Consider the following 26,472-nt stretch of genomic DNA (forward strand, 5'->3'; position numbering starts at 1 on the left):
TCCGTGATGTTGATGAGACGCTCATAGATAATTTTTGCGCGCGCCTCAGCGGCGATGTTGGAGCGCAAATCGGCTGTAGGTTCGCCGATCGTATCGATGTAGGCCGCGGTCCAAGGTACGCCAGCGGAGTTGGTAAGCGATGGACCGCCGCCATACAGTAGAGATGTGATATGAGAGTCGTTCCCAGCCCCGGTCAGCGAGCGATAAAGCTCTGCTTCTTGCTGGACGCCTTCTGCCAGTTGGCCTTTTGCACCCTTGTTCAGCATCGCGACGATCGAACCGATAACCTCGAGGTGACTCAGTTCCTCTGTCGCAATATCAAATAGGAGGTCCTTGCGACCGGGGTCATCCTCCGCCACCGCCTGGGTGAAATAACGGCACGCGGCGGCCAATTCGCCTTGCGGCCCACCGAACTGCTCAAGCAATAGGTTAGCGAGGCCGGGGTTCGGCGCAGCTACTCGCACTGTGTATTGAAGGCGCTTGTTATGAACGAACATGTTTAAGGCTCCATTTTTTGAGACGTGCGCAGGCCATCGCGGCACCGCGTACGCAATGAATCACAAGGAATGAACTCGGAGCGACCGGGAGGAGCGCGTCGGCGTCACTTACGGTCCATCTGCCTCGAGTCTCAGCGCTACGAACGTGCGCTGGCGTGATGCGGCACTGCCGCTTGATAAATAGACGCTCCGCGAAAAGAAGCGCCCTTAGCCATGCAGAGCAATGCTTATGCCCATCAGCCCGCGCCCACCTCCTCGTACAACGCCCGAGGCGGACCGCTCGATACAGGCTGCCGGACACACGGGGTCAACGTGTTGAAACGTTGGCACCCGAAGTCAGGCTGAGGGGCGAACCGCTAATAAAGCTATCAAAGCACTCTCCCGGCTAAAACGTTCGTTCGATCGGCGTGGAAGCTGCGTCGGTCGGCGTCGCTGGTTATTTACTTTCTCGTCGTAATGAACTCGCCAAGTCCCCACCGCCCAGCTTCCCAAGGGTCGGGCGGGCTTCGTCAATCGATAGGGTCATGTCGCAAAGACGCTTTACGTCCTGACTGGGACCGATTCGGAGGCGATAGCGATCCGCGAAGCCGTCGGACTCAGTCGGTCGATCGGTCGACTTCCCGGCGCGCTGTCTCGGAATAGACATGAGGCTCGATTCGGGCATAGGGTTTGCGCTCGGAACCTAGGCCGTTGCTCCCCACCTTCTATGGAGAATTGTCATGGCGGTCACTACGCTAAATGATCTTTTTATTCACGGGCTCTCCGACATCTACAGTGCGGAAAAGCAATTGACCAAGGCGTTGCCCCGACTGGCGCGGGCTGCAACCAATCCTGAATTGTCGACCGCCTTTAAAACTCACCTGGAGGAGACACAAGGACAGGTCGAGCGTATCGATCAAGTAGTCGAAAGCACTAGCGTCAAGCTCAAGCGCGTCAAGTGTGTCGCCATGGAGGGACTCGTCGAAGAGGGCCAGGAGCAGATCGAGGAAATCGAGAAAGGTCCGATCCTGGATGCAGCGCTGATCGCGGCGGCTCAGAAAGTTGAGCACTATGAGATTGCTGCCTATGGGACGCTCGCGACGCTTGCCAAAAAGCTCGGTTACACCGATGGCATGAAGCTTTTACTGGAGACGTTGGAGGAGGAAAAGGCAACGGACGAAAAGTTGACCATGTTGGCTAAGCAAGAGTTGTCGAAGGAGGAGGTGGGCAAGTAATACGGTATCGGGTGATGAGCCGTGCAAAGGGGTTAGGCAAGTGCGTAATTCCGCGCGGCGCTGGTGAGAACCCATCAGACGGGCCTTGGCTGCACTCATTGTTTCGACATGGCAGGACGAGGCTGTCGTCCGTATTTCAGCAATGAAAGGGCTCTCATGGCCACTATGCCGCTGCGAGGACGCAGCTGAGGCCGATCGGTTCGGCGTGCGCCCGAGCACGGGCGTGCTCGGGCGCATGGCTATGTATAGGAGACGGACATGGACCTGGTTTCCTTCCTTACCTCACGGGGCCTGAAGCTGGCCGGCTGAATCCTGCACCGCTGGCTTCATTGCTTCGTTGATTTCGTCCGTTCCCGGCAGCGGTGGCTGCCTTGACGTGGGCTTCGTCACCTATTCACCCTCTGGTAAAGCTGGCTTCCTCGGCGTGCGGAAGGAAACGATGGAGCGGTACGGCCTGACGAGCGAAGCCGTTGCCCGCGAGATGAGCGAGGGCGCGCTGCAGCAAGAGGCATGTTGCGCAGATGTCGCGGTCTCCAACACGGGTGTCGCCGACGCCGCACCGGGCGGCGGGCCACCCGCAGGCACACAGTGCTTCGCGTGGTCGTTTCGTGCACACACCGGAGACGTCGTGACCTTCAGCGAAACGAAGAAATTCGAAGGGGAGCGTAACGAAGTGCGACAAGCCGCAGCGCGCTACGCGATCTCACGGATCGAACATTGCTTCGACCAGCAACGGTCTCGTGATACCGGAGAGAAGAGCGATCCGAACGATTGGCGGGCCTGGCAGCGGCAGATAATCGACGAACTCGGCGTTATCGACCAGTTCGACGTGGACATCGAGCGCGAGGGGCGGGTCGGCTTTGTGCGATTACCTCGCTCGCACGGTCTTCGAACACTTGTTCTCGGCGTCAGCGGAGGTGTTGATTCCTCGACGGCAGGCCGTCTTGCTCAGTTGAGCGTCGAGCGGCTTCGGGCACGCAAATATGAGGCTCATTTTGTCGCGGAGAGACTGCCTTATGGGACGCAGCGCGACGAGGACGATGCGCGGCTCGCGCTGGATTTCGTGCGGCCGGACGAGACGTTCGAGGTCAACGTGAAAGGGGCTTCCGATGAAATGCTCGATGCCCTTGAGCGAGCGGGCGCCCAGACACGGATGATTTGCAGAAGGACTGAGCATTTTTAACACAAGAGAGGGCAGGGCCGTGGCTCAAGACCTTGCGCCCGATGATAGCGATTTCGGCGCCTGGAAGGCATATGACCGCTGGCCCAACGAAGCGCCGACTGCCGCCGTAACGCGCGTCGTGCTCGAACTCGACGAGGCCATCACGCTCAAGCGGCGTGCGGCCGCCGCGCGGTTCACCGCACAGGGCGACGCGGTGCCGCTGAGGCCGATCAAACCGTCCCGCATCGAACTCGGCGTGCTCATCGCGCTGGCTGAGACGTATGGGGTCACGCTCCACCAAAACGCGCGCTTTGTGCCCCTGATCGACTTCATTGCCGACTCCGGCGCGGTGGCGTCGGTCCAGCGCGTGATGTATGGCGCGCTGCCGGAGTATGACAATAGCGACGATTGTCCCTCGGCGCTCGCCCAAGACAACGCGCGTCTCGCTGACTTGGCGCCCGAGGCCCGGGTGGCCTTTGAACTCTTGTGCGCGACCTGGCCGGATGTCTTCCTGGCACAGGCGGGCACGGCGCTCGCCACGCTCGGCCTGCCCCGGCTTCAGCCTCCACCGTCGACAAGCCGCGGCGCGGACGGTGATGAGTGACGCGCGTCAGCAATCACCGGTCGTTCCTCGAGGCAATCTCCTCCCGAGAAAGCTCACCAAAGACGCACTAGGCTACGCGACGCTCGCTTCAGTCACGTCGATCTCGTCGTCCATGACGATCTGCAGGCTCACGACGTCATGACGATCGTTTCAGTCATTAAGGGCGCAGGTAACAACGTCACGACATGGGCTGGCAATGCTATCGACGAGGCCTTCACTGGAGTCGTAGCGGCGCGCAACAGTTTAGCGGACCGGACTGGCAACTCACCACTCCCGATTTTGCCGCCGAAGACCGGCGCACCAAGCCTCGTGAGCGACGTTGTCGGTTGCCAAATTGGCCGACATGATGCCGTACGATGTCGCGACCGCTGTGATATACAACCATGGGGCGCTCGCGGTAGAGACACCGTACGCCGGTGGTGTTTCTCGCTTCACGAGGGTGGCAGGGGCCGGAGGCTAGAAGTTAAACTTCGACCTCTGGGCCGCGCCCTCGATGGATAAGTTCGTCGCGATACCGCATCTTGAGTTGCCGGACCATCGACTCCACAAGCTCGTTCCCCTCAAAACACATCGCCTTTTGATCGATCGCCGCTTGAACTTGCTGGGTCGCCGCTCGCACGCTCGATTTATCGCCAGGCACGACCGTGACGTGGGCGAGTTCCCCGCCCAGTGATTGGAAGACGCGCGACGCTTCCTCGAGTTGGCGCGTTAGCTTGTCAAGTCCGTCGAACTCGGTCATCCGTACGTCTCCTTGTGGGGTTTTGTGAAGTCGTGGCTTTGATGGTATCGGTTTCGGGCAAGTTCTACCGCCGGTACGTGGCCCGTAGCATAGGCACGTTAGTAGCCCGCAGGAGAATAGCAAACGAAGGGCGCACCGCGTGCCCGTCCGTTCGCATAGGTCTATCGCGAAACGAGCATGCCAACAATCAAGCCCCCTAATCCAGCAAGGACGATGGCCTTCCACGGATTGTCGTGCACGAAATCATCTGTCGTGTCGCTCGCCGCCCTGTAGTTTTTAACCAGAGCGCCTCTCATATCAGCGAGCTTTGCTTTTGCGCTGGCGCGTGCGTCACCACCGGATGATTTGGCGTCCCACGACTGGGATGCTTCCCGGAAGTCGCTTTCGCCGGCGGTTGAGGGCGGCTTAGTCTCTGCTTGCGGGGAGTCTGAATTCGTGCTGGTGGGAAATTCATACGCCTTATCAGCCTTCTCCGTAACGAGGGAATTGACCGGTTCGGGACCGTCGATGTTCGCCATGACATCCTCCAAAAGGGTGTTCGGGAATTGAGACAACAACTTGTGCGGTGGCGCCGATCCGAAGAAGGCTCCGTTACGCGATCGCGGTCAGGCGCCGTGAGTACCATGCGGGTGAAACTGAAAAAGAAGGGGACTGCGGAGTGTTCCGTTTGTCCCCCACTTCGCCAATCTCAACGAGGCGGCTTATCGACGGGTCGAACAGCAAGGTTGTCGTCTGCTCCAGCCGTTCTTTCGACGTCAACTTCGGTGCCGCGTACCGTATCATTGACGGTCTCGGTTCGGGAAGATGCTTCCTTACCGACCACCACCTCTTCGACGACGCGCGCAGTTTTGGTGATCACGGGTTCTTCGGCCGTCTCGCGAATTTCTACCGAGCCTTCCTTCAGATCGGCTGCCGTCGCCGGGCGGTCCACGGCTCTGCGCTCAATGGTGGCGTGCTCTTCTCGTAGGCTGACGGATTCGCTGACCGGCGTTTCTGTCACGCGCGCATATACCCGAACACCGCCTGTCTGCACCGCTCGTTTGCCCACTTCGAGCGACTCTCGAACAACCGGAAATGCCTGGCGTTCCGCCGAGATCTCATCGGCAGTGTAGGCCGGCGCGCCACGGTCATAACGGGTATAGCCAGCGCTGCGCCACTGTGCGACACGTGAGTCAATGTCAACGGCGCCTTCGGCATACAGTGCATCCCGGACACGTTCTACGGAGGTCTCATTGGCGACTTCGACTGAGAGCAAAGCACCTCCACGTCGAACCGCTTCGTGATAGTGCCCAATCTCCTCGGGCTCATCGATACTGCCAAACAATCTTTTGAAGAAGTGTTCAATGCCGCTGACCGGTCCGTCGTGAACGCGGTCTTCACCCGTGTCATTGGTTACGGACCGCGTCGTCGGATCTCCACTCATTGTGTTGGCGTCGCCAATCGTTGAGCTGTGAACCTCCATGTCCGCACGAGCGATGCCCTCTGACTCCAACCGACTTTGAGCGCGCTCGGCATCCGCGAACGAATCAAACACACCGATTATTGTCTGTGCCATTTCAGCTTCCCCTAATTTGAGTTGGACGGTTCAAAAGACTTCGTGAAACATCAGCCGGCGCTTGGATCCTTCTTCCACCGGCCGTCGGGTCCCTCGCGTCGCTCGACGACGAGTTCTTCCGAGTTCGTCAGTACGCGCCGGATCACGTCTTCTTCAATCTCGGTCGTCTTGACGTGCACTTCTTCTTTCAAGGTCAACTGCATGCGTACAACCGGGACGTATTCGTAGATGGGAATGATGAGCGTGTCGCCCTCGCGTCGCGGCTCGTCACGCTCCTCGACAGGCCGATTGACCGGTATGCGCTGAACATCGACCTCCTGAGTCCGCAGGCGCACCGAGATAGGCTGCATTTCTTCATGGACGACTTTGCGTACCCGCACGGCGCCTGTTTCCACCGTTGCGACGCCGACCGCGATCTCTTCCTTGACCGCCGACACACGCACTGCGTCATACGAATCGGGCGCTGGTGTCGCGCCGGAAGTCTCTTCATCACGCATGAGCTCCTCCTGATTACTGCCGGGCTCGGACCGGCTGTCGGAAAGCCGCCCACTTAAAGACGACCGCCTCCCGGCACGGCGCGGCCGCGCATCGGCGGCCTATCGACGCCAGTTGCCATACCACCGCTTTCTTCGAATGGCGGCTGGTGCCGAAAGCCGGCGCTGCCCGAGACGATCGCGATGATGGCGCCTACGATGAGCGCGGCAAAGGAGAACCAGCTCGCCCTGGCCACGCCTCGTGCGGCGGTATCCGCCGTTTCACGCGCCGTCTGTTCGGCCTGCGGACTTGACGCGGCCGACGCCGCAGATGCGACTACTGCCTGGACCTGCTGCTTAGCCGTGTCAACTATCGACGGGGTGGTCCCGGATTGATTTGCGGCGGTCGCGCTGACCTGTGCGGTCGCCGCTGCGACGCTACCCGCCGTGCTGACCGCGCCGGTGATCATTGAGGTCATGCCGTACACGACGAGTAGTGTCATGACAGCCCAAGACAACAGACCATGAAGCCATCCGAGCACTGGTGCGCAGCGGCCGGCATAATACGAACCGACAAAGACCGCGAGTACGGTGGTGACGATGACCCAGACCCCGGACCCGAACCCGAACCCATGCAACGGATCGGGTTTCGACATCGGCGACAGGAGCGAGGCGCCAATCGCCGTACCGAGCACGCTCATGATCAGGTAGACGATCATCGAAAGAATGACGCCGGCGATAATTGAACCCCATGACAAACGGGGCAGACCATCTCGAGTCGTTAGAAGTCTCATGGAAGTCTCGGTAGGTAAGTGAACGCATGGGGAGCGCCAAATGCCGAACGCATCGGCAACTGCTAAAGCGCAAGCGTTGTGCCTACAAGTCCACAATGGCGAGCGCTCTGCGAGAGGGTAGTACTACGAAGTAAACTCGGCGCGAGTTCGTCGATGTTGATTCTCGTTTACAAAGAGGGATCTTCTCGACCGTTTGAAATCAAGCAGCCCGACAGTGAATGCATTGGTAAATTTCCGCGACGATCGGGCGCGCGAGAAAGGTTTATGCCGGCGCTACCGCCAATGTGAGATGGAGCGCCACGTTGCGCGGCGGAAGAGCGACCAAAGTTCATTGCCGGCCCCCGCGAGGCATTTATCCATTCCAGCCACTGTGCATCGACGCCGCCGGCCGCTCGCTACGGAGCGTCGTGCGAACACAGACCCCGCCGGTTTGCCGACTTGCAATCGCAGCGGTAGCGGGATTCTACGATGCCTTGATATCGCACAGGTTTAACTGTGGGACGAGAGGCGCGGCCAAACCACCCGGCTTCTCGTACGACCCATTCAAGCTGCATTGATCGTCTCCCGGAGAGCGTTTCTCGCGAGTTCATTGATTGAGGGACGAGGAACAAGAGCAAGAGGGCTTGGACGGTCTGAGTTACCGCGCGGGAAGCCCACAACGTCAGCTTAGGCCGTGTCGCCGTGCTTATCGCCACAAACGACCTCGCCTGGCGCAGAGATCGGCCCGACAGCCGGTGCGTCTGCGCTGAGCCGATACGCCTACCCCGCATTGGAATCTAGTGAAAGCAAGCCAATTTGCGCCGGGAGCGGTTCCTTCACCTGAAAGACAAGTTAGTGACGTCCATTAGCTTGAAGGATCAGCCGCCACGTGGGTCTGACAATCTGACCGCGAATACATGCCGCTCGCGACCAGCGAAAAGCAAGTCCTGCTTTAGTCAGCCTGCGCAAGGCGCACATCGCACTCGAGGCCGAGGGTCAAGGGGGCCTGCGCAGGCGGGCTGTGCAGCGCAAATTGGTCGAAGAATCGAAGGAACTCGTCGGTTGCACTCGGACCGCGTGCGTCGGTATAGGTGCCCTTGGGGTCTCCTCCCGACCATGCATGACCAAGGCCATGCACAAGCCATTGCTCGCCAATGGGCAGACCCTTTTTGTCATGAAAGATGCGGCGCGTGTAGGGGTAGCCGTTTTCCGTTTCGCTCACTTCCGTTGGAGAGTGATGCGCAGCGCCGGCTTGGCATTGAAACAACCGGCGCATTGAGACGATCTGATCGCTGTTGCGCGGATGCACGGTGTCATCAGCGTCGCCGTGAAAGACAATGAGCGGCACACTGCGCGGCTGAGAGCCGTCAATCAATCGCGCGGGCAGGCGGATCTTTCCTTTGCCATCGTTCATTGCGCAGAGCGCTGAAAACGCATCGTGCGCAACACCGAAGGCGACACCCGAATGAACTGCGGCGGCCGCGTACAGATCGGGATGTGTCACCGCAAGATTAACGGCCATGGCACCGCCCGCTGACATTCCTGCCACATAGACGCGAGCATCATCGACGTTGTACGTCGCAATAACCTCTCGTGTGAGGGCGGCGATCATCGATGCTTCGCCTGACTCACGCACCTGGTCTCCAGGACGAAACCAATTCCAGCATCTCAGTAGACTGACGCTCTCCGACTGCTCTGGATAGGCAACAATATAGCCGTGCGCATCGGCGGCCTCGTTCATTGCTGTGCCGGCCGCGAAATCGTCGGGATCTTGCTGAGCGCCGTGGAGCATGACGACCATCGGAAGCGACTGGCCACGATAGCCACTCGGAACAAAGAGCTTGAAACGGTGCGCTTGACCGACGTGTTCGAAGTGACTGCTCAACCATTGATGACCATTCCTCGCTGATGTCCTCCGCGGCCTAATAAAGGGCGCAGCAGCGGGGAGGTGTGGCTTCGCCGCGGGCGGCTCGTCGACGATGTCGACCGGGAGTAATGAGGGTGCTTTCGGCCTCATACCGCTATCGGCCGATTGCGGATCGACGAAAGATTGCACCGCGAAACCTAGCGGTCTGCCCGCGAACAGCGACCAGAGGGCGGCGTTTGCCGATGCAAGACGATTAAAGATATTCATTTTCAGTTCTTAATTTAGGACGGCTTGCGGGTTCCGGTCGTATTACGAAACTACCTTGTACGGTGACGGAGGGCGTGCGCAGGTGTCGTTCCCGGGCACGGAGGATCGGGCAGATTAATTTCAACCGCATAGCTGCGCCCCGCTTCAAACGCTTCCGTGGGAGAGGCGTTTGAAAGTTTGGAGAACCGGTGATCTTTGCGATGCTCGTTCGACGAAAAGACTTCTTTCGCGCGCTGCGGGCGACCGGCGAGCCCTCGCGTAGGCTTAACATGGGGCAGATCGGTGGGAGCCGATCGCTGAGCGCATCGCGTATCACTCACTTCCCTTGGCGCCTATGCTCGTCACGGCGATTGCCGCTGCCCGTCGTATGTTCGAGCGAGACCGCGCGTGACGATCCACGTGAGCTCCGGACGGTCGGCATCGTGAGCGCTGCCCGGGCAGCCAAAATGTCCGTGACCACCCGCCGGCGATGGATGCGACATGACATGGCGCATGAAGCCGCCGAGACTTCATGCGTCGCCAGACTTTAAGCGGGACGCTTCGCTGTCGAACGCGCAGTCCCTGCTATTTCGCCGTTCGCATCGAGCACGGCCCCGCTCGTTTCCGGGACAGCTTCGGTTGCCGTATCGGCGAGCCTAACGACGAGCCCGCCCGAAGGTTGCGCGGCCGCCCGGACATCATCGGCAGCGACCTTGGCCATGTCATTGAACTTGGCGCCGCTGCGTTCATATTGACTACGCACTTCGCCGATCATGTCGTCTTGCGTCGAGGTGATAATCGACAGCATGTGTTGGCCGTACGAAGCGGCTTTCTGTGGGAACTGCGCCAGCATGATGGACTGCCAGCCGAGCACGTCGCCTGCGCCTACGCCTACGTTATCTCCCGCGCGCAGGAGCGTATTGCTCTCCTCGACCATTTTCCGAACCGTTTGCACGTTCAGTTCCGTTATCGCCTGAAGACCGGTCGCGAAACGCCCGGTCACGTTTAGGAACGTCTGCAAATTGGCGCGCGCCAGGGACGGAATCTGATCAGCGAAATAACCGGGGTATTGAAACATTGAATGCTCCTTCTGAAAGATGATTGCCGACAAATCGGCGATACGCATTTAATGGCAGACCGTTGCCCTCTTGCTTGGGCCAGGCATAGGTCTACGCTTGGTGCAGCGGAGCTTCCGACAAGTGCGGTATGCGGCTCCGTTTCGTCAACGGGACCGTTATGTGGAGAGCCCGGAGTTGCTTCGCATCATGTGTTCCCGCTAACGATCGTTCGACTGATCGCCGCCTTGTTCTCGCGTTTTCGCACGGCAGAATATGCGCCCACTTTTTCCGCGGCCGGGCGGACGACGCCTGTCCTGTTTGAGCAATGCGCTTGGCAGAATTGACCGGTGTGCGGCGAGGGCGGATCGGTGACCAACTTTTGGCGCGGCGCCCCGAGGAGCGCGAATGCGGAGCCTGTTGGTGCCAGCGCTCGCACGCGCAACTGCAACTGAGCGTCGCAATCGCACCGAGCGACGCCATAGGACATGAAGCGAGACTATCGAGAGGTAATTGCATCGAGGCCGGATGCGGCCACTTTCCACGAGGTGATGGTTGGATTGGCTAGAGCGTGTGCGCCTCGGGCAGCTTGCGCCTAAGATCGCGAAACAAAACCTGAAAGGGCACCGGCGCCGCGCTGCGGCAGTCGAATGAACAGGCGCTCTTCACGGGTGACGTGAAATTAAACTATTCGTGCACCGTCGTCGAAAAGATCTTCGCGCTCGGCGAAGAGCTCGGCTCCACCCAAGCTATGCAGCTGCTTCTTGAGACTTAGAAGGAAGAGAAGGCAACCGATGAGAAGTTGAGGTTGCTAGCGGAGCAAGACGTGTCAGAAGAGCAAGCGGGCAAGAAGGACAGCAAATAAAAGCGCGCGCGCCGCGATCCGCCATCGGACGCGGCGCCGGCTAGAGTTGGGTCATCTGGAATCAACCGAACTGAAAACGTTGCTAACGTTGACGCTTTGCGTTGGTGTCGGTCTTATGGCGTTTCCCGTCATCCCATCGATCGCAAGAGAAATTTCTTTACGATCAAGTAGTGGACCATGTGGCCGGCATCTGGCTTGATGGTCAACGAGCTGTGCGGAACGTCTTGATGCAATCGAGCCGAGTGTCCGTCGACATCAACAATCTTGTCGCCAGCACCCGCGAAAATGCTCACCGGCATGCGGAGCTCAGGATAGTGCGCGCGCAGCCGCGTCACTGCGGGAACCATCAACGCGGCGTCTTCCGCCTCCGCCCGGATTTGCACCGGACGCGTTAGCATGGAGCGCGGCATGGCAGCGAAGAAAGTGTCAGGAAGCGGAGCCGGTGCGAACATCGCTTGCGCAGTACGCTTAAGCAGAAGGCGCGCACCTGGCGGGCAGACGGTGTAACGCAGGGCATCGCCAACGAGCGGGAGGGCTGCCGGCGCGCTCATGGCAATGTCGAGTCGTGCGCTGGGATAGTAGTAGCCCGAAACGAGCACGAGTCCGCGCACCTCGGAAGGCTAATCAACCGCAAGATCCAGGGCGACCAGCGTACCCCACGAGTGGCCGAGCACCACCGGTTGCTTGACATCGAGTTGCTTGAGTGCTTCCCGAAAGAGTCGTGCCTGCGCTTGGGAAGTCCAAAGTCGGTTGCGTGGTCGTTCGCTAAAACCATAGCCCGGCCGATCAAATGCGATGACTCGGTGCTTCTCTGCCAATTGGTCGAAGAGCCCGCTGCAGACCATATCTTGCACGGTCACGGTATTGCCGTGGAGCAAGACAACAGCGGTACCCGTGCCTTTCTCGAGATAGTGCAAACGCACTCCTTCCACTTCCACAAAACGTCCGATGGGCGGATGTTGACGTACTGCCCTGCGGGCCTGATAGTGGTTCCAGACGGCAAGCGTAGCGACTGTGGCGGCGGCAGTCGCCCATGACAGCAACGTTTGCCGCTCGGTGCTGGTTCGACGTAAAAGACGTGACATGCGGCCTCTATGCATTGGGATGAGAGTTTCAAACGTGCTTTCGACGCAGGCCCATCGACCATCGGGCCTAGGCAGATAGCGGCTGCCGAGTGACCTCAAGCATTAGGAGCTTTGGTCGAAATGGAACTCGAACGGGTCGGCGAGTAAAGCGGAGTGGAAACTGAGAGGACAAAAAAAGATGGTCGAGACGAGGTTGTGTCGGCACAAGGCCGACGCCACGCTCCCCGGCCAGCGTGGCGTCAGAAAACACGGACTGCGTCCGCGGGGTAAGACGACGATTTGCCCGTGCAGGTGCGCTTGCACATCAAACTGCCCGCCGTGACTGTGTCCGGGGATCATGGTTTTAGGACGACTTTGATACATCCATCGACTTTGTCGCGAAAAGTCTTGTACATCCCCGGACCTTCTTCTAGCGCAACGGTATGGGTGATCACGAAAGAGGGGTCGATCTGACCTTCTTGGATGCGCTGCAGGAGGTCGTCGGTCCAGCGGTTGACGTGGGTTTGCCCCATTTTCCAGGTCAATCCCTTATTCATCGACGCCCCGAAGGGTAACTTGTCAATTAGCCCACCATAAACGCCCGGGACCGACAGGATCCCTGCTGGGCGACACACATAGATCATTTCGCGCAGCACATGCGGACGATCTGATTCGAGCATAACGGCCTGCTTCACGCGATCGTACATTGCATCAAACGACCGGGTCGCGTGAGACTCCATACCGACCGCGTCAATGCATTTCTCCGGACCCTTTCCGTTAGTCAACTCCCCGAGCCGATCGATGACACTTTCTTCGTCAAAGTTAATAGGGATTGCTCCACCCTCTCGCGCCATCGCTAGCCGCTCGGGCACGCGATCGATCACAACTACCTGTTTCGCCCCGAGCAGGACGGCGCTTCGAATCGCCATCTGCCCCACCGGACCGGCGCCCCAGATCGCGACCGTATCTGTCGGCGCGATTTCACAATTCATCGCTGCCTGCCAACCGGTCGGAAAGATGTCTCCAAGGAAAAGGACTTGCTCGTCAGTGAGACCGTCGGGAATTTTCACGTGGGTCGTATCTGCGAACGGTACGCGAACAAATTCAGCTTGACCGCCCGCATAGCCACCCGTCAAATGCGAATAGCCAAATAGCCCGGCGGTGGCGTGGCCGAACATCTTGTCGGCTTCCGCCTTATTCCGGTTACTGCGTTCGCAAACCGAAAAATTGCCACGCTTGCACTGGTCGCAATCGCCGCAAAAAATGGTGAACGGCACGACCACCCGGTCGCCAACCTTGAGCGCCTTGTTCTCACGGCCCACTTCGACGACTTCGCCCATAAATTCGTGTCCCAGAATGTCACCGCTCTTCATCGTCGGCATGAAACCGTCGTAAAGGTGCAGATCCGAGCCACAGATTGCGCACGACGAAACCTTGACGATGGCATCACGCCCTTCTTCGATTCCAGGATCGGGAACGGTGTCGCATCGAATGTCGTGCTTTCCGTGCCAGCGTAGTGCGCGCATTATTCCTCCTGCGGGATAATTGATCGGGCGTAGCGAAGGGCATGTAGCGCCGTCCGCCATCGGCACTGGCGCAATTGCTGTTCCGCGATGAAGTACGGACAGGCGAGCGTAAGCGCTGCACGCGCTTGCGCACTGCGTGGCCGCTTTTCTTCCGAAGCCCTGTGCGGCCCTAGCTGCCGCCTCTAACCGCGCGACGCAGAGTCAGCGCGGTAAAACCAAAGAACGCCACTGCGGAAGAAGCACGGGACGGTGGCTCGCCCTTGGCTCAACTCCGATGGGAAGCTGATGCTTGTAAGTGCGAGCGTGCGTTCTGCCACATGTCGGTAGTTATTCGGGTAGAGGCGCGTCGTCACATCGCTGCGTTGGATGTGCACCATCGGATGAAGAATGTTTGTTAGTGGTCGGGAAAGATCCGGTCGACCAAATTGTCGTACTCGGCCGGCTGTGCCCGCTCAATCGCCTGCAGCATCTTGATGAAAGCGTTGCCATCCTCCAAGTTTTCGACAAATGACCCGTGCGGTGCGCAGAGATATAGTCTCCGCGAGTGGAGAAGCAGTCGCGTCGTCCAGCAGAAACTTGAATCGATGAATCTCGACCGACGCGTCCGTCGGGGGGTGATCCGTGAGCGATTATTGTGGCGTTTATTTTGGTCGTCCAAGTTGCCTGAAAACGAGCGATGCAAGGGGCGTACCATTACGCGTTCCGGCCGCAGTGCTTTGAAGCGACAGTTTAGATCGGACGGCTCGCAGTGCGGCGACGAACGCCGACTGCGGGCATACATTCTGCTCCAACGTGGGGATAGATACCCGCAGCGGCCACGAAAATAGCGCGGTCGTGCGGCCACCATTGAAAAAGCGCCAACGCCAAGGAGTCCCCGTGGATCTGCAGTTAGGCCCGCTCTCCATCACAACAATGATCCGAATGGATCACACACACGTTATAGCGGCGTTTCATCGCTACCGCCGCAGTACGCCGTGGTGGAGAAAACGCGCCATCGTCGAGCTCACTTGTACCGCGCTTGAAATTCATGCGCAACTCGAAGAAGAGATCCTCTATCCGGCGCTCAGCGCTGCTATGTCATCTGACGAGATCCTTGCCACTAGCAAATCCGAACACGACAAGATGCGCGAAGACATCGCGAGACTGCGAGCGATGCGGCCTAACGATGCTGCTTATGACGCACGCTTCATGCACCTCATGCGCGAAGTGATCCACCATGTCGCCGAGGAAGAGACGGTGCTGTTGCCAACTGCCGAGCGGGCGCTTACCTCCCGGCTAACGCAGCTCGGTCAGCGAATGAGCACGCGCAGGCTGCAGCTCGTCGCACAGCGGCGCCCGGCCATGATCGCCGTGAATACGGTAGCGACTTTCCCAGCCGCCTCGCTCGCAATGGTGTCGATCGGCGCATTCATCCTGGCGCATGGCCTGCGCGCCGCTACGGAACGTCGCAGTCGACAGCCCGCAAAGGGAGTCGCGCGACGATCGGGGCGCAACCAGGCGTAAGGCGTCGCTGAAGACGAGGTCATCGAGCTGCGCGATCGTCGGTCGCGAGAGGCAGAGAAAAGGTCCAATTCGTGCCCGACGACGTTGTGGTCTCGACATCCGGTGGAGCGCCCACGCCGCTAGTAAGGCGACGGGCCGTTGGCAGGCGTTTCCCTCCACATCGGCGCTGTAGCCTTTCCCGTCGTCGCCGACCTCGACGTGCAAGGACGTCGACGCTCTACGCACATTCACCGAGCTTGTTCCGGACCTCCCTTCGTTCGCTTGCCCCTCCGGTAAAGCAGTAAAACCGCTGTTGCATGTCAGCCCGCTGCTGCGACTTCGAACGCCGAACGGAGTTGACGGATAAAGCCAGGAACACGCCATGCGGTCGGGACATGCGTTTGGCGTTTGAGCGAGGGGCAATGATCGAATCCCGTCCGTACAAGTCGCGGAACGTTCCGTAAGTTCGTCCCACACAAAGCATTCTTTCGGGGAAACTGTATGTCCGACCAAACCGCAGGTGCTGGGTCCCCACACCTTGATAGCAACGAGCGCGAACAGGCGGCCGACCATTCAACACCGCGTCCGCTTGTCATCCATGAAATTGTTCGGGAAGAGGGCGAGGCTGCAATGGAGCGCAGTGGCGCTGCGCTCATGTGGTCAGCCCTTGCGGCGGGCCTGTCGATGGGATTTTCTTTTCTCGTGCAGGCAATCTTGGAAGGTGCGTTGCCCGATACCCGCTGGCGGCATCTAATTACCAGTCTCGGGTACACCATTGGGTTCGTTTTTGTGATTCTCGGCCGCCAGCAACTCTTTACCGAAAGCACGTTGACGGCCGTGCTTCCCGTTCTCACCCGCCGCAACCTTGGCACGCTCGGCAAGACGCTTCGCCTATGGGCCATCGTGCTTTTCTTCAACCTGGTTGGCACCACGATCTTCGCCGCGCTGCTGCAATTCAAACACGTGTTCGACACAGAGGTCACAGCGGCGCTTGCGGAGGTTGCACGTGCGCCATTTAGCGCGACGTTTGGCGTCACACTTGTGAGAGCTGTGTTCGCGGGCTGGTTGATCGCACTCATGGTTTGGCTACTGCCCAGTGCGCGTTCGGCTCGTCTCTTGACGATTCTTCTCGTTACCTACACAGTCGGAGTAAGCAAGCTCACGCATGTCATCGCAAGTTCGGCCGAGGCTGCCTATGCCGTCATCATCGGAACAGTCGGCGTTAGCGATTACTTCAGCGTCTTTTTGGTGCCGACACTCATCGGCAATATGCTCGGCGGAATCTCGATGGTGGCGATCATCAATCATGCGGCCATCGCGCCGGAGATTGACGACGCACGCCGGGAGGAGTGAGCGGCGGCTGCACTCTTCAGGAAAACGGTCGCGCTGCATCGGCGATAGGTCCGCTCACTTGTGTAGGGAACTGCGCAGTGACGCCACATCGTTCGCAGTTACAGGGCGTGCATCATTGCCCCAGGACGCCCGGACATAGGTGAGCACTTGCGCAATTTGTACATCGGTCAGCCGGTCGGCGAACGGCGGCATCGGCTGACGGGCGGGGCCGTGAATGGTCGCCGGACTGTTCCCACCCTCGACGACCAGTCGAATCAGTGAGGTGGTGTCTTCGCTAATCACCGACGGATTGCCTGCCAGCCCAGGAAACGCATCCGCCACGCCGCGTCCGTCGTCGCGGTGGCATTGCGCGCAAAAGCCCGCATAGACTGCCGCGCCTTGCGCGGGCGGCACATCGGGCGCGCGCGTCTTGAGACGCCCGGGCTTGGAGAGCGCTGGATCATAAGCGCCGTCCGCGACACCACTCGCGGAAAGGCTCTTGAGATAGACGGCGATCGCCCGCACGTCGTCGTCGCTTAGGTACTGCAGGCTGTCTTCGATCGTCTGCACCATGCTGCCGAACGCGACCATGCCCGCGCCATGACCCGTCTTGAGGAACGCCGCGATGTCGTTGGGCGCGATGCGTCCGAGGCCCGAGCCGGGGTCTGCGCGCAGATTCGGTGCGAACCAGTTGTCATTGATGCCACCGGCAAGGAACTTCGTCGACGCTTCGTCGTAGCCCTGTTCCTGATAGCCCATCCCGCGTGGCGTGTGACATGAGCCGCAATGTCCGAGCGACTGCACGAGATACGCGCCGCGATTCCACGCGGCGTCGTGGCCCGTATGCGGTTTGAACTGCTCCTGGGGCGCGAAGGCGCTACGCCACAAGCCCAACGCCCAGCGTTGGTTGAACGGAAATGGCACCGTCGTTGGGGGTGGGCGGTACGTCACTGGCGGCACGCTGTGCATCATGTAGGCGTAAAGCGCGTGCATATCCTCGTCGCTGATCTTCACAAAGGATGGATAAGGCATAGCGGGATACAAGCGCTTGCCGCCTGGCGCCACGCCCTCGCGCAGTGCCCGTGCGAAATCCTCGTAGCTGTAGTTGCCGATGCCGGTCTGCTTGTCCGGTGTAATGTTGCTGCTGACGATCGTGCCAAACGGCGAAGTCAAGCCGAGACCGCCCGCGTAGGGGCGACCTTTGAGCGGTGCGGTATGGCAGCCGGCACAATCCGCGGCCTTTGCCACGTACTCGCCGCGCGCGAGTAGCCCGGGCGAGGGCACGTCCTCCGCCATGACGGGGCGGCATGGCGAAAGCGCCGTGAGCAGAAGAAGGGCAGGGAGGGCGGCACGCATTGCATTCACTGGTGGTAGAGGTAGGCGGCGATGTCGCGCGCATCGGTTTCACTGACATCGAGATCGGGCATCGCGCTGCCGGGTACCACGCGCTGCGGGAAGCGAATCCATGTTTGCAGGTTGTCAGGCGAGTTCGGCAGCTTTCCGGCGACGTAGGCGCGTTCGCCGACATTTTCCAGCGTCGGACCGACCTTGCCGTATGCGCCGGGCACACCGTCGATCCGATGGCACGCCCCGCAGCCGTAGCGCTGGACTGCTTCGAGGCCGCGCTGCGGACTGCCGCCGGTGATGGCGTCGGAGGCGGGCGGTCGGCCTTTGCATGCGGTGAGCGCTAGGCACAGTAGAAGCGCGGTCGACAGGCTGCGCATGTCGTTAGCCCTCATGTGGCACGCTTGCCGCAATGTGAGGCTGCGCGCGACGCATCAGCAGGCGCGCGCCCACCCACAATCCGCCAACGAGGTAAGCCAGGCCGCCCGGCACCCACATTACGAGCCCGCCGAGTTGTTGATCTTGCAGCGGATCGAAACTGAGTGCGAGCGTGGTCTCGATGCACGACGGATACCAGACGCCCGGCGCCAGCGTCAGCAATGCACCGAGCGCGCCCGTGTGAACCATTGTCGTGAACAGCGAAAGCATGGCGTGCGCGCTGCCGGTGGCTTGTGCGCCCGACGGCCGCCCGAACACCGTCCACCAGAACAGCAGCGCACTCCCCAAAAAGCTCACGTGCTGAAGCGTATGAATGCCGGGGCGAGCGAGCGCCGCCTCGAAAAAACGCGGTGCGTGCCAGCACCAGAGCGCCGCCGCGTGTAACATCCAGGCGACGGCGGGCGCGGTCAGCCATTGCCAGGGCGCCCTGATCCAGCGCGAGCGCACCGCCGCGGCAATGGCTGCCCTTGCGCCGGTCGGAAATGCCCATATCCACACCGCGAGTGGCCGGCCGATCACGAGCAGGGGCGCCGCCACGAGCATCAGCAACTCGTGCTGGAGCATGTGAGCCGAGAACAGCCACTCGCTCAATGCATGCAGGGGCGACACCAGTGCGAGTACCAGCGTGAGCCATCCGGCGCTGAATGAGGCGAGCCGCATCGAGCGCGTCGCGCGACCCTGCGCGCCGCGCGGCCGCAAGCGCATGTATCCGGCGATATACAGTGCGAGGCTTAACAGCAAGGCGATCACAACCCACCACTCGAAAGTCCATGCGAGCGGCGACACTTCGGTACGTGATGCGCCCGAGGAAAGCGCATGCGCCAGCGCTGCGTCGCTCCACACGACCGCGCAGGCGGGGGCGGACGCGACGGCCCTTCTCAGCAGGCGGGAAGTATCCATTGCGGTATCGAAATGGCGATGACAGCCCCTGCGGACAACGCACCCACTCCAGTCGCGACGGCGGCGACGAAGCCGGGTCGCGCCGGCAGGGCAGACGCATCGTTCGTCGGGCTGGGGTGAGCGTGTTGCGCGTCGCGCCAGCGCTGCCATGCGAGCAGCGTCGCCAGTACGCACACGACGAGACTCGCGCCGCTCACGCCGTCCAGGAGCGCGTGGCTCGACAGGCGGCAAGCCGGCGCGATCAGCGCGTAGTTGACGGTGAGGCAGGCGAGCACGATCGACGGAGCGCCCAGAAGCGCGAGCCAGGTTTTCATGATCAGGTTCAGAGACGGGCCGCCCAGTAGATGACCGCATAGATCGGCAGCCAGCTCAGCACGACGAAATACCAATACACCGCGTTCTCGCTGACATCGACGAAGCGCTTGCCTTCAAACGGTCCCGTGACGAGCAGCACTGCGAGCACGGCGGTGTCGACCGTATCGGTGATCAGGTGCGTCGTGTGCAAGCCGAGCAGCAGCCATACGACCGAGCCATACGCGTTGGTGTACCAACTGACGTTCAGGGAGGCGAACTCGAAGCCGCGTAGCACGAGAAACGCGACGGAGGCGAGCAGGCACATCCAGAGCCACAGACAGGCCCGGCGTCGGTCGCCGCGCTCGGCCGCCTTCTTGGCAAGCTGATTGGGCCACAGGCTCACCACCAGCACGGCGGTGTTGAGGGTGCCCCACAGCACGCGCGGCGCATCGGCTGCCATCGGCCAACTCGGAGCGCGGCTGCGCAGGTAGAAGTACATCATCACTGCGATGGCGAACACCGTCCCCTCAATCAGCATGAGCCCTATCGTGCTCCACCACATGAGGCTCCGATGGCTGAAGCCGAAGGTCGGCAGTGCGCTGACGTCCAACACGACGCGGGAGCGGTCGAAATCGTCGGGGCGCGCCTGCGCCATGCGCGTATCTGTATTCCTGGATGCCGTATTCATGGGTGACGCTCCCGTGCGACGGCCAGCCGATTATCAGTGCGCCTGGGCCAGAACCACGCAATCATTGCTACCGCCACCGGCACTGATCCCCACACGATGGCCCACGGCGTGTAGATCGAGCCGATAAACAGGATGGTCGTCGCCACGGCGCTCAGGAACGGCCAGATCGACGGCCTTGGAAACAGCGGCCGAAGATCAGGCTTCGCATCGAGTACGGTCGTGACGAGCACTTCGCGCGCATCAGCGGCGATGCCGGTGACGAAAGCTGGCTGCGCGGACGGTTCCCACAGCGGGTCGCGGCCGTGCACCACGGGAATCGCATCGAAGTTGTGGGGTGGCGGCGGCGACGGCACGCTCCATTCGAGGGTGCCCGCGCCCCATGGATCGGCGCTCGCGCGATCGTGACTACGCAGCGTCCTGGCGACATTGACCATAAACAGCAACACGCTCGCCGCGATCATGTAGGCGCCGATGGTCGCCGTTAAATTCATGCCGTCCCAGCCCATGCCGTGCGGATAAGTCCACACGCGTCGGGGCATACCTTCAAGACCCAGCAAGTGCATCGGAAAGAACGTGACGTTGAAGCCGATAAAGAACAGCCAGAACTGCCACTTGCCCAGCTGCTCGTCGAGCATGCGGCCCGCAAATTTTGGAAACCAGTAAAAGAACGCGCCGAACAGCGGAAACACGGCGCCGCCTAGCAGCACGTAATGCAGATGGGCGACGACAAAATATGTGTCGTGAACCTGCAGGTCGATCGGCACCGAGGCAACCATGATGCCCGTCATCCCGCCGATCACCAGGATGAAGAAAAATGCGAGCACGTACAGAAGCGGTGTACGAAGATTGAGTCGCCCCGTCCAAAGCGTGCCAATCCAGCAAAAGATTTGAATCGCCGAAGGGATCGCGATCATCAGACTCGCGGCCGTGAAGAAACTTTTGCCCAGCTCCGGCACGTTGGTCGCGAACATGTGATGCACCCACAGCCCAAAGGCGAGAAACGCCGTCGCAATCAGCGAGAGCACCATGGCGGGATAGCCGAACACGGGCCGGCGCGCGAACGTGGGGATGATCGACGAGATGAAGCCCAGCGGCGGAATGAAGACCAGATAGACCTCCGGGTGCCCGAAGAACCAGAAGAGGTGCTGCCACAACAGCACGTCGCCGCCTTTGGCGGGATTATAAAAGTGCGTACCGACCAACCGGTCCAGGATGAGCGCGGTGCTGCACAGCATGACGGAGGGCATCGCGAAGAGCACCATGAACTGCGTGACGAGCGTGGCCCACACGAAGAGGGGCATGCGGTTGAGCGACATGCCGGGCGCGCGCATTTTGAAAATCGTCGTAATGAGCACCACGGCTTCGATGAGTCCGGCAAGCTCAGTGAAGGTGATCATCTGCGCCCAGATATCTGCGCCCTTGTTAGGCGAGTAATCGGGACCGGCGAGCGGCACATAGCTGAACCAGCCCGCGTTCGGCGCCGTATTGACAACCAGCGACGCAAAGAGCAATAGCCCGCCGAACAGAAATATCCAATACGCATACGCATTCATGCGTGGAAATGCGATGCTGCGCGCGCCGATCATGAGAGGCACCAGGAAGGCGGCGACGGCCTGCATTACCGGCACGGCGAACAGAAACATCATTGTCGTGCCGTGCATGGTGAAAAGCTCGTTGTAAAGATTTGGCCCGATGAGCCGCTGATCGGGGCGCGCGAGTTGTGTGCGCATCACGAGCGCGAGCAGTCCCGCGAGCAGGAAGAACGCGAGGGTCGTCACGATAAAGCGCCGGGCCACGGTCTTGTGATTGATCGCACTCAACGCGCCGAGGACACCTGGCGGGTCGCTCCATGTGCTTGCAAGCGCGTCGCGCACTTCGGGCGAACTGTGCGGGCCATCGACGAGTCGGGCAGCGGGCTTCTGATCGCTCATTTGAGTGTCTCCAGCCAGACAAGCAGCGCCTGCAGATCGGCGGGTGGCAGACGCGTGCCGGGCATGATCGTACCCGGCTTGAGCGTGCGCGGATCGACGATCCAACCCGCGAGATTGCCGCGATTGTTGGCAAGCGTGCCGGCCGCGATGAACTGTCGGCTGGCCAGATGCGTGAGGTCTGGCCCGATGGTGCCATTCGCATCGGTGCCCCGAACGGTATGGCAGCGCGCGCAGTCGTGGCTCATGAAAACGTCGCGCCCATGCAAGGCAACGTTGTCCGCAGGCGAGGTGGCGGGCTGACGCTGCTGCGCAGCCCAAACCGCGTATTGCGCAGGTGGATCGGCGGTGACGGAGAACGCCATAAGCGCATGCTCGTAACCGCAGAATTCCGCGCACTGACCGCGATAGACACCCGCCTTGTCCGCGCGCAACTCAATGGTCGCGTCACGCCCGGGAATCATGTCTTTCTTGCCATGCAGATTGGGCACCCAAAAGGTGTGGATCACATCGGCCGCCTTCAGTGAGATGATTACCGGTCGACCGATGGGGACATGCAGTTCGTTGGCGAGCATAAAGCCGGGAGCGTTGCCATCGCCCAAGTAACGCGCCTGCCACCACCATTGATAGCCAGTCATCTCGATGCGCAACGCGTCGTCGACTGGCAGGCGCGACAGCGCGCGGTCGGTCATGACGTCCGCGAACAAGAGCCCGAACAGAAGCAGCGTCGAGACGCCCGTCGCGACGACGACCCAGAAACGCGTGCGCGGCTGCGGGCGGTCAATGCTCGACAGATCCACCAGCGTCGCGCGATTGGCGCGCGGAGCACGCACTATTGCGATAAGGCACGCCAGTAAGATCGCGGCAAAGACTACGCAGCAGACTGCGAGTGTCAGGTGCCACAATTCGAGAATGCGGCCGGCTTGAACGCCTGCTGGGACCAACGCCGTTTGCATAATTGACCGTGAGGATCGATTGTTTCGAAAAGCCCGGCCGCCTTGCGACGAAACTTCGACACCAAGCTCGCAAACCCGTGCTTAGCAAACGCCGTTCCGTTGACATTGCGAGTCTCTACGGCGCGTCAACGGCTACGGCTCGCCCATATCGCATCGAGCTTGTCCAGCACGTGTGGAGACGTTGGATCTCACAAGCCTGCGCACCCTTGCAGACATCCCGCGCCATTCGTGGCGTCGGGGGTGCGAGGCGGCATGCTTTGCAAGTGGAGGTGCTCGTGCGGACGCTTATAGCAGTGCCTTCCCATAACGGGGAAGCGCGACCCGGCCCAACGATTCCGCCTGCCGTGTTCAGTCATCCCGATGAGCGCCAACCGGGCTAGATGCGGTAGGTTTTGAGCCACCGCGCGGGGCAGCCACCGTCATTTTTAGGCGGAATAAGAATAGGACCTATTGCCGTTGCGAAAGCTACAGATCCGGATTGAGCAGAAAGGTAGAATGTCTTATCGGGCTGAGTTTTTGCCAGACCAGAGCCCGCCATAGCAGCGCAGTATTCAAACCCACAATGACGCCCGCGCACGTCCAGGCAGCCAGCAGTGGAGCCCGAGCGACGCTCCAGCGGAATGACTGCCAGTGGCAACTGCAAACGCAGCACGACCTGCGTGGCGTCAGGCAGCGCGTTCGACCCATGCTGACCCTAGAACTCCACGGCTAGCAGCGCAGGACCAATCGGAAGCAACCTTGTCAGTAGCGCACGGGCCCATTGCGCGATTCGCAGATTCAGAAAGCCTTCCATAACCGTTTGTCCGGCGAGCGTCCCGGTGACCGTCGCGTTCAGGCCGCAGGCGAGGAGGGCGGAGGCGAACGCAACAGCTGCCAATGGCTGCCGACGAGCGGCGCAATGCTGGGCATGCCGGATTGCTTGGTATTCATATGATGATCAATTACCGTCGTGTGCATGCCCAGCCAGTGAGAACGTTCGGATTTCGCTGGCCAACGGTTGCCGAAGAAACGGCCTGTCTTGGACCCGCTGGTTCGAGCAACTCGCGTACCGCGCCCGCGCTTTCAACGATCATCGCCAGTCGTGGCGTGCGTATTGCGCAGACACGATTCGATCAGCGGCATACCGCGCACGCGCGCATCCTCTCGAGAAGCGCCGTGAGCGAAGACAGCGAAGGCAGTCCGCGGAGTAACACGAACAGCGACATCTACCTGACGACATGGGACGATCGAGACAGGAACAATTCGCGGTCGCCTTTGGAAGCGCTTCACTGTCGGGTTTGTTAGGCGCCCGTGTCGGCGAGGTCAATCCAAGCAAACAAACGAGGTTGGGCATGGACGATACGGAGCGCTTACGGGTCGCAGCCTATTACCTTTGGGAGTGGGAAGGCAGGCCCACGGGGCGTGCTGAGGCGCATTGGGAGAGAGCAAGGAGAAAGGCGGACGAACGGTTGACTAGCGCTGCGCCGGTCATCTCCCTACACTCGGGAATCTCACGGACCTGTTGGTCCCGGAGAACGTCGCAATCATCGAAACGCGATTCTGCCCGGCATTCGCGCCGGAGGCAGCGACGAGCGCAGATATCGAGAGTTGGAGGCTCGGTACGATCTCCCAGTTGCAGAAGGCCTTTGAAGCTATCGCGGCAACGCGCCGCGACGACGCATCCGTAGACAAGCTGGCATCAACGCTTATGACGCACCGGGACGAGATTTTCGCGGCGATCAAAGCCGCACGTATCTCAGACTCCGATCCTATAAAAACCCGCATCCACGGCGACTTTCATTTAGGCCAGGTCCTTCTCGCGGGGGACGATGCCCATATCATCGACTTCGAGGGCGAGCCAGCTCGTGAGATGAACGAGCGACGCGTCAAATCCAGTCCGCTGCGCGATGTAGCCGGCCTCCTGCGCTCCATTGCCTACGCGGCCAAGTTCGGCATGAAAGGACGAAGCGCCGAGCGGGCGTCCGATGAGGCATTCGTTGCTCAACGGCGGGACAGCGTGCAGAAAGAAGCCGAAGAGTGCTTTCTGGAAGGCTATGCATCGTCTGCACCGCGCCGTCCTGAGCCGCCTAGGCCGGACGCGATATGACTGCTGGACTTATTCCTGGTGGAGAAGACGGCGTACGAAGTCTGCTATGAAGCGGCCAACCGGCAAAACTGGCTAACAGTGCCGCTGCAAGGACTGGCGGCGACCTTAGCAGTGGTACCGACATTCAAGCACCTGCTGAAAGAAGCTGTGCCTCACCACAACCCCAAATTAGACAAGGCGCATAGGTAAGCCAGGCCGTCCCCGGATCGCGGCTCGGAATATGCCGCCGGAGTAAGGCGCTGTCATCTGGACGGCCCGTCTGCGGCCCGGATTCTGATCTCGACACCGGCGTCGAGTGCAAATCGGGATTACGGATTGCTTGTCGCGGGAGACAAAGCAACAAGATGATGGAGACGAAGATGGACATTCCACGACAGGTCGTGTCGTTCCTAAGTTCGAGAGGCTTGAAACTAGCCACGGCTGAGTCATGCACGGCCGGTCTCATCGCATCGTTGATCTCGTCGGTCCCGGGCAGCGGCGCGTGCCTGGACGTAGGCTTCATCACGTACTCGCCTTCCGGAAAAGCCGGCTTTCTTGGCGTTCAGGAGGACACGATGAGCCGATATGGCCTGACAAGCGAAGAGGTCGCCCGCGAAATGTCCGAAGGCGCACTAGGACTCGAAGCGTGTTGCGCGGATATGTCAGTTTCCAATACCGGTGTCGCGGACGGCAACGCTGGAAGTGTTCCCGCGCCTGGGACCCAATGCTTCGGATGGTCGTTCAAACTGCGAAGTGGCCGAATCGTCAGCGTGTCGGAGACTAAAGTTTTTGAAGGCGATCGCAATGAGGTGAGACACGCTGCTGCCCTTTACGCGCTGTCGCGAATCGAGCACCATTTCAACCGTCTTCCACATGCGTCGGATCAGCATGGAGAACTCAGATGAACCTGGCAAGCGATGACCTGAAGGCGTGGCAACTTGACGTGATAGCAGAACTCGGCGTGGGCCAACGCTTTGACGAGGGCAGCGAACGCGAGCGTCGCATTGCATTCTTATCCGATTACCTGACGTCCCATGGACCGCGGACGGATGTGCTGGGCATCAGTGGTGGCGTGGATTTGTTGGCTGCCGGTCGACTTGCGCAGTTAAGCGTCGAACGCTTGTGTGCGCGCCGCTATGAAGCACATTTCGTCGCTGTGCGGCTGCCTTACGGGGCCCAGCGCGATGAGGAGGATGCACAGCGGGCGCTGAACTTTGTCCGACCCGACGAGACATTGACTGTAGACACCCAGTCAGCAGCCGATGATATGCTCCGCGCGCTCGAACAGGGGGCGCGCAGTATGCGGACGATTATCAGCGAGATTTTGTGCCTCTTTTGAATTCCGAGTGGGTGGTTTCGCGGTCAAGGGCGGGCGTGAGCCCAGCGCAGAGGCGCCTTGAATCGA

The 26,472-nt window shown here is 60.4% G+C and carries 28 protein-coding genes and 2 pseudogenes; 11 read left to right on the forward strand and 19 right to left on the reverse strand.

The window, feature by feature from the left end; translation table 11 throughout:
• Nucleotides 1–497 (reverse strand): manganese catalase family protein (locus AWB74_RS39210; RefSeq protein WP_143749428.1); only part of this gene is annotated, 497 nt, incomplete at its 3' end.
• 719 nt (nt 498–1,216) lie between these two features.
• Between AWB74_RS39210 and AWB74_RS39215 the strand changes: the two genes are divergently transcribed.
• The 4 genes and pseudogenes from AWB74_RS39215 (at nt 1,217) to AWB74_RS39225 (ending at nt 3,477) form a co-directional block, all read left to right on the forward strand.
• Nucleotides 1,217–1,711: a YciE/YciF ferroxidase family protein gene (locus AWB74_RS39215; protein WP_061151956.1), complete on the forward strand. Its 495-nt coding sequence runs from the start codon at nt 1,217–1,219 to the stop codon at nt 1,709–1,711.
• 258 nt (nt 1,712–1,969) lie between these two features.
• A pseudogene (locus tag AWB74_RS39220) lies at nt 1,970–2,441 on the forward strand (CinA family protein); the annotation flags it as partial.
• 132 nt (nt 2,442–2,573) lie between these two features.
• A complete protein-coding gene (locus AWB74_RS47060) occupies nt 2,574–2,894 on the forward strand; it encodes an adenine nucleotide alpha hydrolase family protein (RefSeq protein ID WP_407642533.1) in 321 nt (106 codons plus the stop codon).
• Between the two features lie 19 nt (nt 2,895–2,913).
• Nucleotides 2,914–3,477, forward strand: coding sequence for a hypothetical protein (locus AWB74_RS39225; protein WP_061151957.1), 564 nt, complete (start codon nt 2,914–2,916; stop codon nt 3,475–3,477).
• A 463-nt stretch (nt 3,478–3,940) separates the two neighbouring features.
• Here the strand turns inward: AWB74_RS39225 and AWB74_RS39230 are convergent, their stop codons facing one another.
• From AWB74_RS39230 to AWB74_RS39270, 10 genes are all read right to left on the reverse strand, one after another.
• Nucleotides 3,941–4,216 (reverse strand): hypothetical protein, encoded by a 276-nt coding sequence (locus tag AWB74_RS39230; RefSeq protein WP_061151958.1) that lies wholly within the window; start codon nt 4,214–4,216, stop codon nt 3,941–3,943.
• A 161-nt stretch (nt 4,217–4,377) separates the two neighbouring features.
• A complete protein-coding gene (locus AWB74_RS39235; RefSeq protein WP_087039458.1) occupies nt 4,378–4,734 on the reverse strand; it encodes a DUF883 family protein in 357 nt (118 codons plus the stop codon).
• A gap of 170 nt (nt 4,735–4,904) precedes the next feature.
• A complete protein-coding gene (locus AWB74_RS39240) occupies nt 4,905–5,771 on the reverse strand; it encodes a YsnF/AvaK domain-containing protein (protein ID WP_061151960.1) in 867 nt (288 codons plus the stop codon).
• Between the two features lie 50 nt (nt 5,772–5,821).
• Nucleotides 5,822–6,268 carry a YsnF/AvaK domain-containing protein gene (locus AWB74_RS39245; RefSeq protein WP_061151961.1) on the reverse strand — a complete coding sequence of 149 codons (447 nt, stop codon included), beginning with the start codon at nt 6,266–6,268 and terminating at the stop codon, nt 5,822–5,824.
• 53 nt (nt 6,269–6,321) lie between these two features.
• Nucleotides 6,322–7,038 carry a YrzE family protein gene (locus tag AWB74_RS39250; protein WP_061151962.1) on the reverse strand — a complete coding sequence of 239 codons (717 nt, stop codon included), beginning with the start codon at nt 7,036–7,038 and terminating at the stop codon, nt 6,322–6,324.
• Nucleotides 7,039–7,969: 931 nt separating this feature from the next.
• Nucleotides 7,970–9,151, reverse strand: coding sequence for an extracellular catalytic domain type 1 short-chain-length polyhydroxyalkanoate depolymerase (locus AWB74_RS39255; protein ID WP_087039454.1), 1,182 nt, complete (start codon nt 9,149–9,151; stop codon nt 7,970–7,972).
• A gap of 526 nt (nt 9,152–9,677) precedes the next feature.
• Nucleotides 9,678–10,256, reverse strand: a complete 579-nt coding sequence (locus AWB74_RS39260) for a phasin family protein (RefSeq protein ID WP_061151963.1) — start codon at nt 10,254–10,256, stop codon at nt 9,678–9,680.
• Between the two features lie 922 nt (nt 10,257–11,178).
• Nucleotides 11,179–11,601, reverse strand: coding sequence for an alpha/beta hydrolase (locus tag AWB74_RS47780; protein WP_235024863.1), 423 nt, complete (start codon nt 11,599–11,601; stop codon nt 11,179–11,181).
• 69 nt (nt 11,602–11,670) lie between these two features.
• Nucleotides 11,671–12,135 carry an alpha/beta fold hydrolase gene (locus tag AWB74_RS47785; RefSeq protein ID WP_235024864.1) on the reverse strand — a complete coding sequence of 155 codons (465 nt, stop codon included), beginning with the start codon at nt 12,133–12,135 and terminating at the stop codon, nt 11,671–11,673.
• A gap of 335 nt (nt 12,136–12,470) precedes the next feature.
• Nucleotides 12,471–13,640 (reverse strand): zinc-dependent alcohol dehydrogenase, encoded by a 1,170-nt coding sequence (locus AWB74_RS39270; RefSeq protein WP_061151964.1) that lies wholly within the window; start codon nt 13,638–13,640, stop codon nt 12,471–12,473.
• A gap of 921 nt (nt 13,641–14,561) precedes the next feature.
• Here AWB74_RS39270 and AWB74_RS39275 point away from each other — a divergent pair.
• On the forward strand, nt 14,562–15,143 hold the full coding sequence (locus AWB74_RS39275) for a hemerythrin domain-containing protein (protein ID WP_061151965.1): 582 nt from the start codon (nt 14,562–14,564) through the stop codon (nt 15,141–15,143).
• A 480-nt stretch (nt 15,144–15,623) separates the two neighbouring features.
• Nucleotides 15,624–16,475: a formate/nitrite transporter family protein gene (locus AWB74_RS39280; RefSeq protein ID WP_061151966.1), complete on the forward strand. Its 852-nt coding sequence runs from the start codon at nt 15,624–15,626 to the stop codon at nt 16,473–16,475.
• Nucleotides 16,476–16,529: 54 nt separating this feature from the next.
• On the opposite strand, the gene AWB74_RS39285 is transcribed toward AWB74_RS39280, so the two are convergent.
• From AWB74_RS39285 to AWB74_RS39320, 8 genes and pseudogenes are all read right to left on the reverse strand, one after another.
• Nucleotides 16,530–17,750 carry a cytochrome c gene (locus tag AWB74_RS39285; protein ID WP_235024866.1) on the reverse strand — a complete coding sequence of 407 codons (1,221 nt, stop codon included), beginning with the start codon at nt 17,748–17,750 and terminating at the stop codon, nt 16,530–16,532.
• A 65-nt stretch (nt 17,751–17,815) separates the two neighbouring features.
• On the reverse strand, nt 17,816–18,178 hold the full coding sequence (locus AWB74_RS39290; RefSeq protein WP_061151968.1) for a c-type cytochrome: 363 nt from the start codon (nt 18,176–18,178) through the stop codon (nt 17,816–17,818).
• Between the two features lie 4 nt (nt 18,179–18,182).
• The gene (locus AWB74_RS39295) at nt 18,183–19,136 is read right to left on the reverse strand and encodes a cytochrome c oxidase assembly protein (RefSeq protein ID WP_061151969.1); all 954 of its coding nucleotides are present in this window, start codon (nt 19,134–19,136) and stop codon (nt 18,183–18,185) included.
• The gene (locus tag AWB74_RS39300; RefSeq protein ID WP_061151970.1) at nt 19,115–19,450 is read right to left on the reverse strand and encodes a hypothetical protein; all 336 of its coding nucleotides are present in this window, start codon (nt 19,448–19,450) and stop codon (nt 19,115–19,117) included. Before AWB74_RS39300 ends, AWB74_RS39295 begins: the two co-directional genes overlap by 22 nt.
• An 8-nt stretch (nt 19,451–19,458) precedes the next feature.
• Nucleotides 19,459–20,085, reverse strand: coding sequence for a cytochrome c oxidase subunit 3 (locus tag AWB74_RS39305; protein ID WP_061151971.1), 627 nt, complete (start codon nt 20,083–20,085; stop codon nt 19,459–19,461).
• 29 nt (nt 20,086–20,114) lie between these two features.
• A complete protein-coding gene (gene ctaD / locus AWB74_RS39310; RefSeq protein WP_061151972.1) occupies nt 20,115–22,049 on the reverse strand; it encodes a cytochrome c oxidase subunit I in 1,935 nt (644 codons plus the stop codon).
• On the reverse strand, nt 22,046–22,738 hold the full coding sequence (locus AWB74_RS39315; protein ID WP_407642532.1) for a c-type cytochrome: 693 nt from the start codon (nt 22,736–22,738) through the stop codon (nt 22,046–22,048). The genes ctaD and AWB74_RS39315 overlap by 4 nt, the downstream gene beginning before the upstream one ends.
• A 729-nt stretch (nt 22,739–23,467) precedes the next feature.
• Nucleotides 23,468–23,902, reverse strand: a pseudogene (locus AWB74_RS39320) (divalent metal cation transporter); the annotation flags it as partial.
• Between AWB74_RS39320 and AWB74_RS47065 the strand changes: the two are divergent.
• The 5 genes from AWB74_RS47065 (at nt 23,879) to AWB74_RS39340 (ending at nt 26,406) form a co-directional block, all read left to right on the forward strand.
• Nucleotides 23,879–24,286, forward strand: coding sequence for a hypothetical protein (locus AWB74_RS47065; protein WP_200822099.1), 408 nt, complete (start codon nt 23,879–23,881; stop codon nt 24,284–24,286). The pseudogene AWB74_RS39320 and the gene AWB74_RS47065 overlap by 24 nt on opposite strands.
• Nucleotides 24,287–24,333: 47 nt before the next feature.
• Nucleotides 24,334–24,669 carry a DUF2934 domain-containing protein gene (locus AWB74_RS39325; protein WP_143749429.1) on the forward strand — a complete coding sequence of 112 codons (336 nt, stop codon included), beginning with the start codon at nt 24,334–24,336 and terminating at the stop codon, nt 24,667–24,669.
• Nucleotides 24,615–25,088, forward strand: a complete 474-nt coding sequence (locus AWB74_RS39330; protein WP_143749430.1) for a hypothetical protein — start codon at nt 24,615–24,617, stop codon at nt 25,086–25,088. The genes AWB74_RS39325 and AWB74_RS39330 overlap by 55 nt, the downstream gene beginning before the upstream one ends.
• 359 nt (nt 25,089–25,447) lie before the next feature.
• The gene (locus tag AWB74_RS39335; protein WP_061151976.1) at nt 25,448–25,972 is read left to right on the forward strand and encodes a CinA family protein; all 525 of its coding nucleotides are present in this window, start codon (nt 25,448–25,450) and stop codon (nt 25,970–25,972) included.
• On the forward strand, nt 25,969–26,406 hold the full coding sequence (locus AWB74_RS39340) for an adenine nucleotide alpha hydrolase family protein (RefSeq protein WP_061151975.1): 438 nt from the start codon (nt 25,969–25,971) through the stop codon (nt 26,404–26,406). Before AWB74_RS39335 ends, AWB74_RS39340 begins: the two co-directional genes overlap by 4 nt.
• The last annotated feature ends 66 nt before the right edge of the window (nt 26,407–26,472 follow it).

The sequence above is a fragment of the Caballeronia arvi genome, from assembly GCF_001544695.2.
Lineage (GTDB): Bacteria > Pseudomonadota > Gammaproteobacteria > Burkholderiales > Burkholderiaceae > Caballeronia > Caballeronia arvi.

What these genes read in the sequence shown, in the direction of transcription:
- AWB74_RS39215 (WP_061151956.1), top strand. Translation starts at nt 1,217, where the DNA reads ATGGCGGTCACTACGCTAAATGATCTTTTTATTCACGGGCTCTCCGAC.
- AWB74_RS39230 (WP_061151958.1), bottom strand. Translation starts at nt 4,216, where the DNA reads ATGACCGAGTTCGACGGACTTGACAAGCTAACGCGCCAACTCGAGGAA.
- AWB74_RS39235 (WP_087039458.1), bottom strand. Translation starts at nt 4,734, where the DNA reads ATGGCGAACATCGACGGTCCCGAACCGGTCAATTCCCTCGTTACGGAG.
- AWB74_RS39240 (WP_061151960.1), bottom strand. Translation starts at nt 5,771, where the DNA reads ATGGCACAGACAATAATCGGTGTGTTTGATTCGTTCGCGGATGCCGAG.
- AWB74_RS39245 (WP_061151961.1), bottom strand. Translation starts at nt 6,268, where the DNA reads ATGCGTGATGAAGAGACTTCCGGCGCGACACCAGCGCCCGATTCGTAT.
- AWB74_RS39250 (WP_061151962.1), bottom strand. Translation starts at nt 7,038, where the DNA reads ATGAGACTTCTAACGACTCGAGATGGTCTGCCCCGTTTGTCATGGGGT.
- AWB74_RS39255 (WP_087039454.1), bottom strand. Translation starts at nt 9,151, where the DNA reads ATGAATATCTTTAATCGTCTTGCATCGGCAAACGCCGCCCTCTGGTCG.
- AWB74_RS39260 (WP_061151963.1), bottom strand. Translation starts at nt 10,256, where the DNA reads ATGCGTATCGCCGATTTGTCGGCAATCATCTTTCAGAAGGAGCATTCA.
- AWB74_RS47780 (WP_235024863.1), bottom strand. Translation starts at nt 11,601, where the DNA reads ATGAGCGCGCCGGCAGCCCTCCCGCTCGTTGGCGATGCCCTGCGTTAC.
- AWB74_RS47785 (WP_235024864.1), bottom strand. Translation starts at nt 12,135, where the DNA reads ATGTCACGTCTTTTACGTCGAACCAGCACCGAGCGGCAAACGTTGCTG.
- AWB74_RS39270 (WP_061151964.1), bottom strand. Translation starts at nt 13,640, where the DNA reads ATGCGCGCACTACGCTGGCACGGAAAGCACGACATTCGATGCGACACC.
- AWB74_RS39275 (WP_061151965.1), top strand. Translation starts at nt 14,562, where the DNA reads ATGGATCACACACACGTTATAGCGGCGTTTCATCGCTACCGCCGCAGT.
- AWB74_RS39280 (WP_061151966.1), top strand. Translation starts at nt 15,624, where the DNA reads ATGTCCGACCAAACCGCAGGTGCTGGGTCCCCACACCTTGATAGCAAC.
- AWB74_RS39285 (WP_235024866.1), bottom strand. Translation starts at nt 17,750, where the DNA reads ATGGCGGAGGACGTGCCCTCGCCCGGGCTACTCGCGCGCGGCGAGTAC.
- AWB74_RS39290 (WP_061151968.1), bottom strand. Translation starts at nt 18,178, where the DNA reads ATGCGCAGCCTGTCGACCGCGCTTCTACTGTGCCTAGCGCTCACCGCA.
- AWB74_RS39295 (WP_061151969.1), bottom strand. Translation starts at nt 19,136, where the DNA reads ATGGATACTTCCCGCCTGCTGAGAAGGGCCGTCGCGTCCGCCCCCGCC.
- AWB74_RS39300 (WP_061151970.1), bottom strand. Translation starts at nt 19,450, where the DNA reads ATGAAAACCTGGCTCGCGCTTCTGGGCGCTCCGTCGATCGTGCTCGCC.
- AWB74_RS39305 (WP_061151971.1), bottom strand. Translation starts at nt 20,085, where the DNA reads ATGGCGCAGGCGCGCCCCGACGATTTCGACCGCTCCCGCGTCGTGTTG.
- ctaD (WP_061151972.1), bottom strand. Translation starts at nt 22,049, where the DNA reads ATGAGCGATCAGAAGCCCGCTGCCCGACTCGTCGATGGCCCGCACAGT.
- AWB74_RS39315 (WP_407642532.1), bottom strand. Translation starts at nt 22,738, where the DNA reads ATGACCGACCGCGCGCTGTCGCGCCTGCCAGTCGACGACGCGTTGCGC.
- AWB74_RS47065 (WP_200822099.1), top strand. Translation starts at nt 23,879, where the DNA reads ATGGCTGCCGACGAGCGGCGCAATGCTGGGCATGCCGGATTGCTTGGT.
- AWB74_RS39325 (WP_143749429.1), top strand. Translation starts at nt 24,334, where the DNA reads ATGGACGATACGGAGCGCTTACGGGTCGCAGCCTATTACCTTTGGGAG.
- AWB74_RS39335 (WP_061151976.1), top strand. Translation starts at nt 25,448, where the DNA reads ATGGACATTCCACGACAGGTCGTGTCGTTCCTAAGTTCGAGAGGCTTG.
- AWB74_RS39340 (WP_061151975.1), top strand. Translation starts at nt 25,969, where the DNA reads ATGAACCTGGCAAGCGATGACCTGAAGGCGTGGCAACTTGACGTGATA.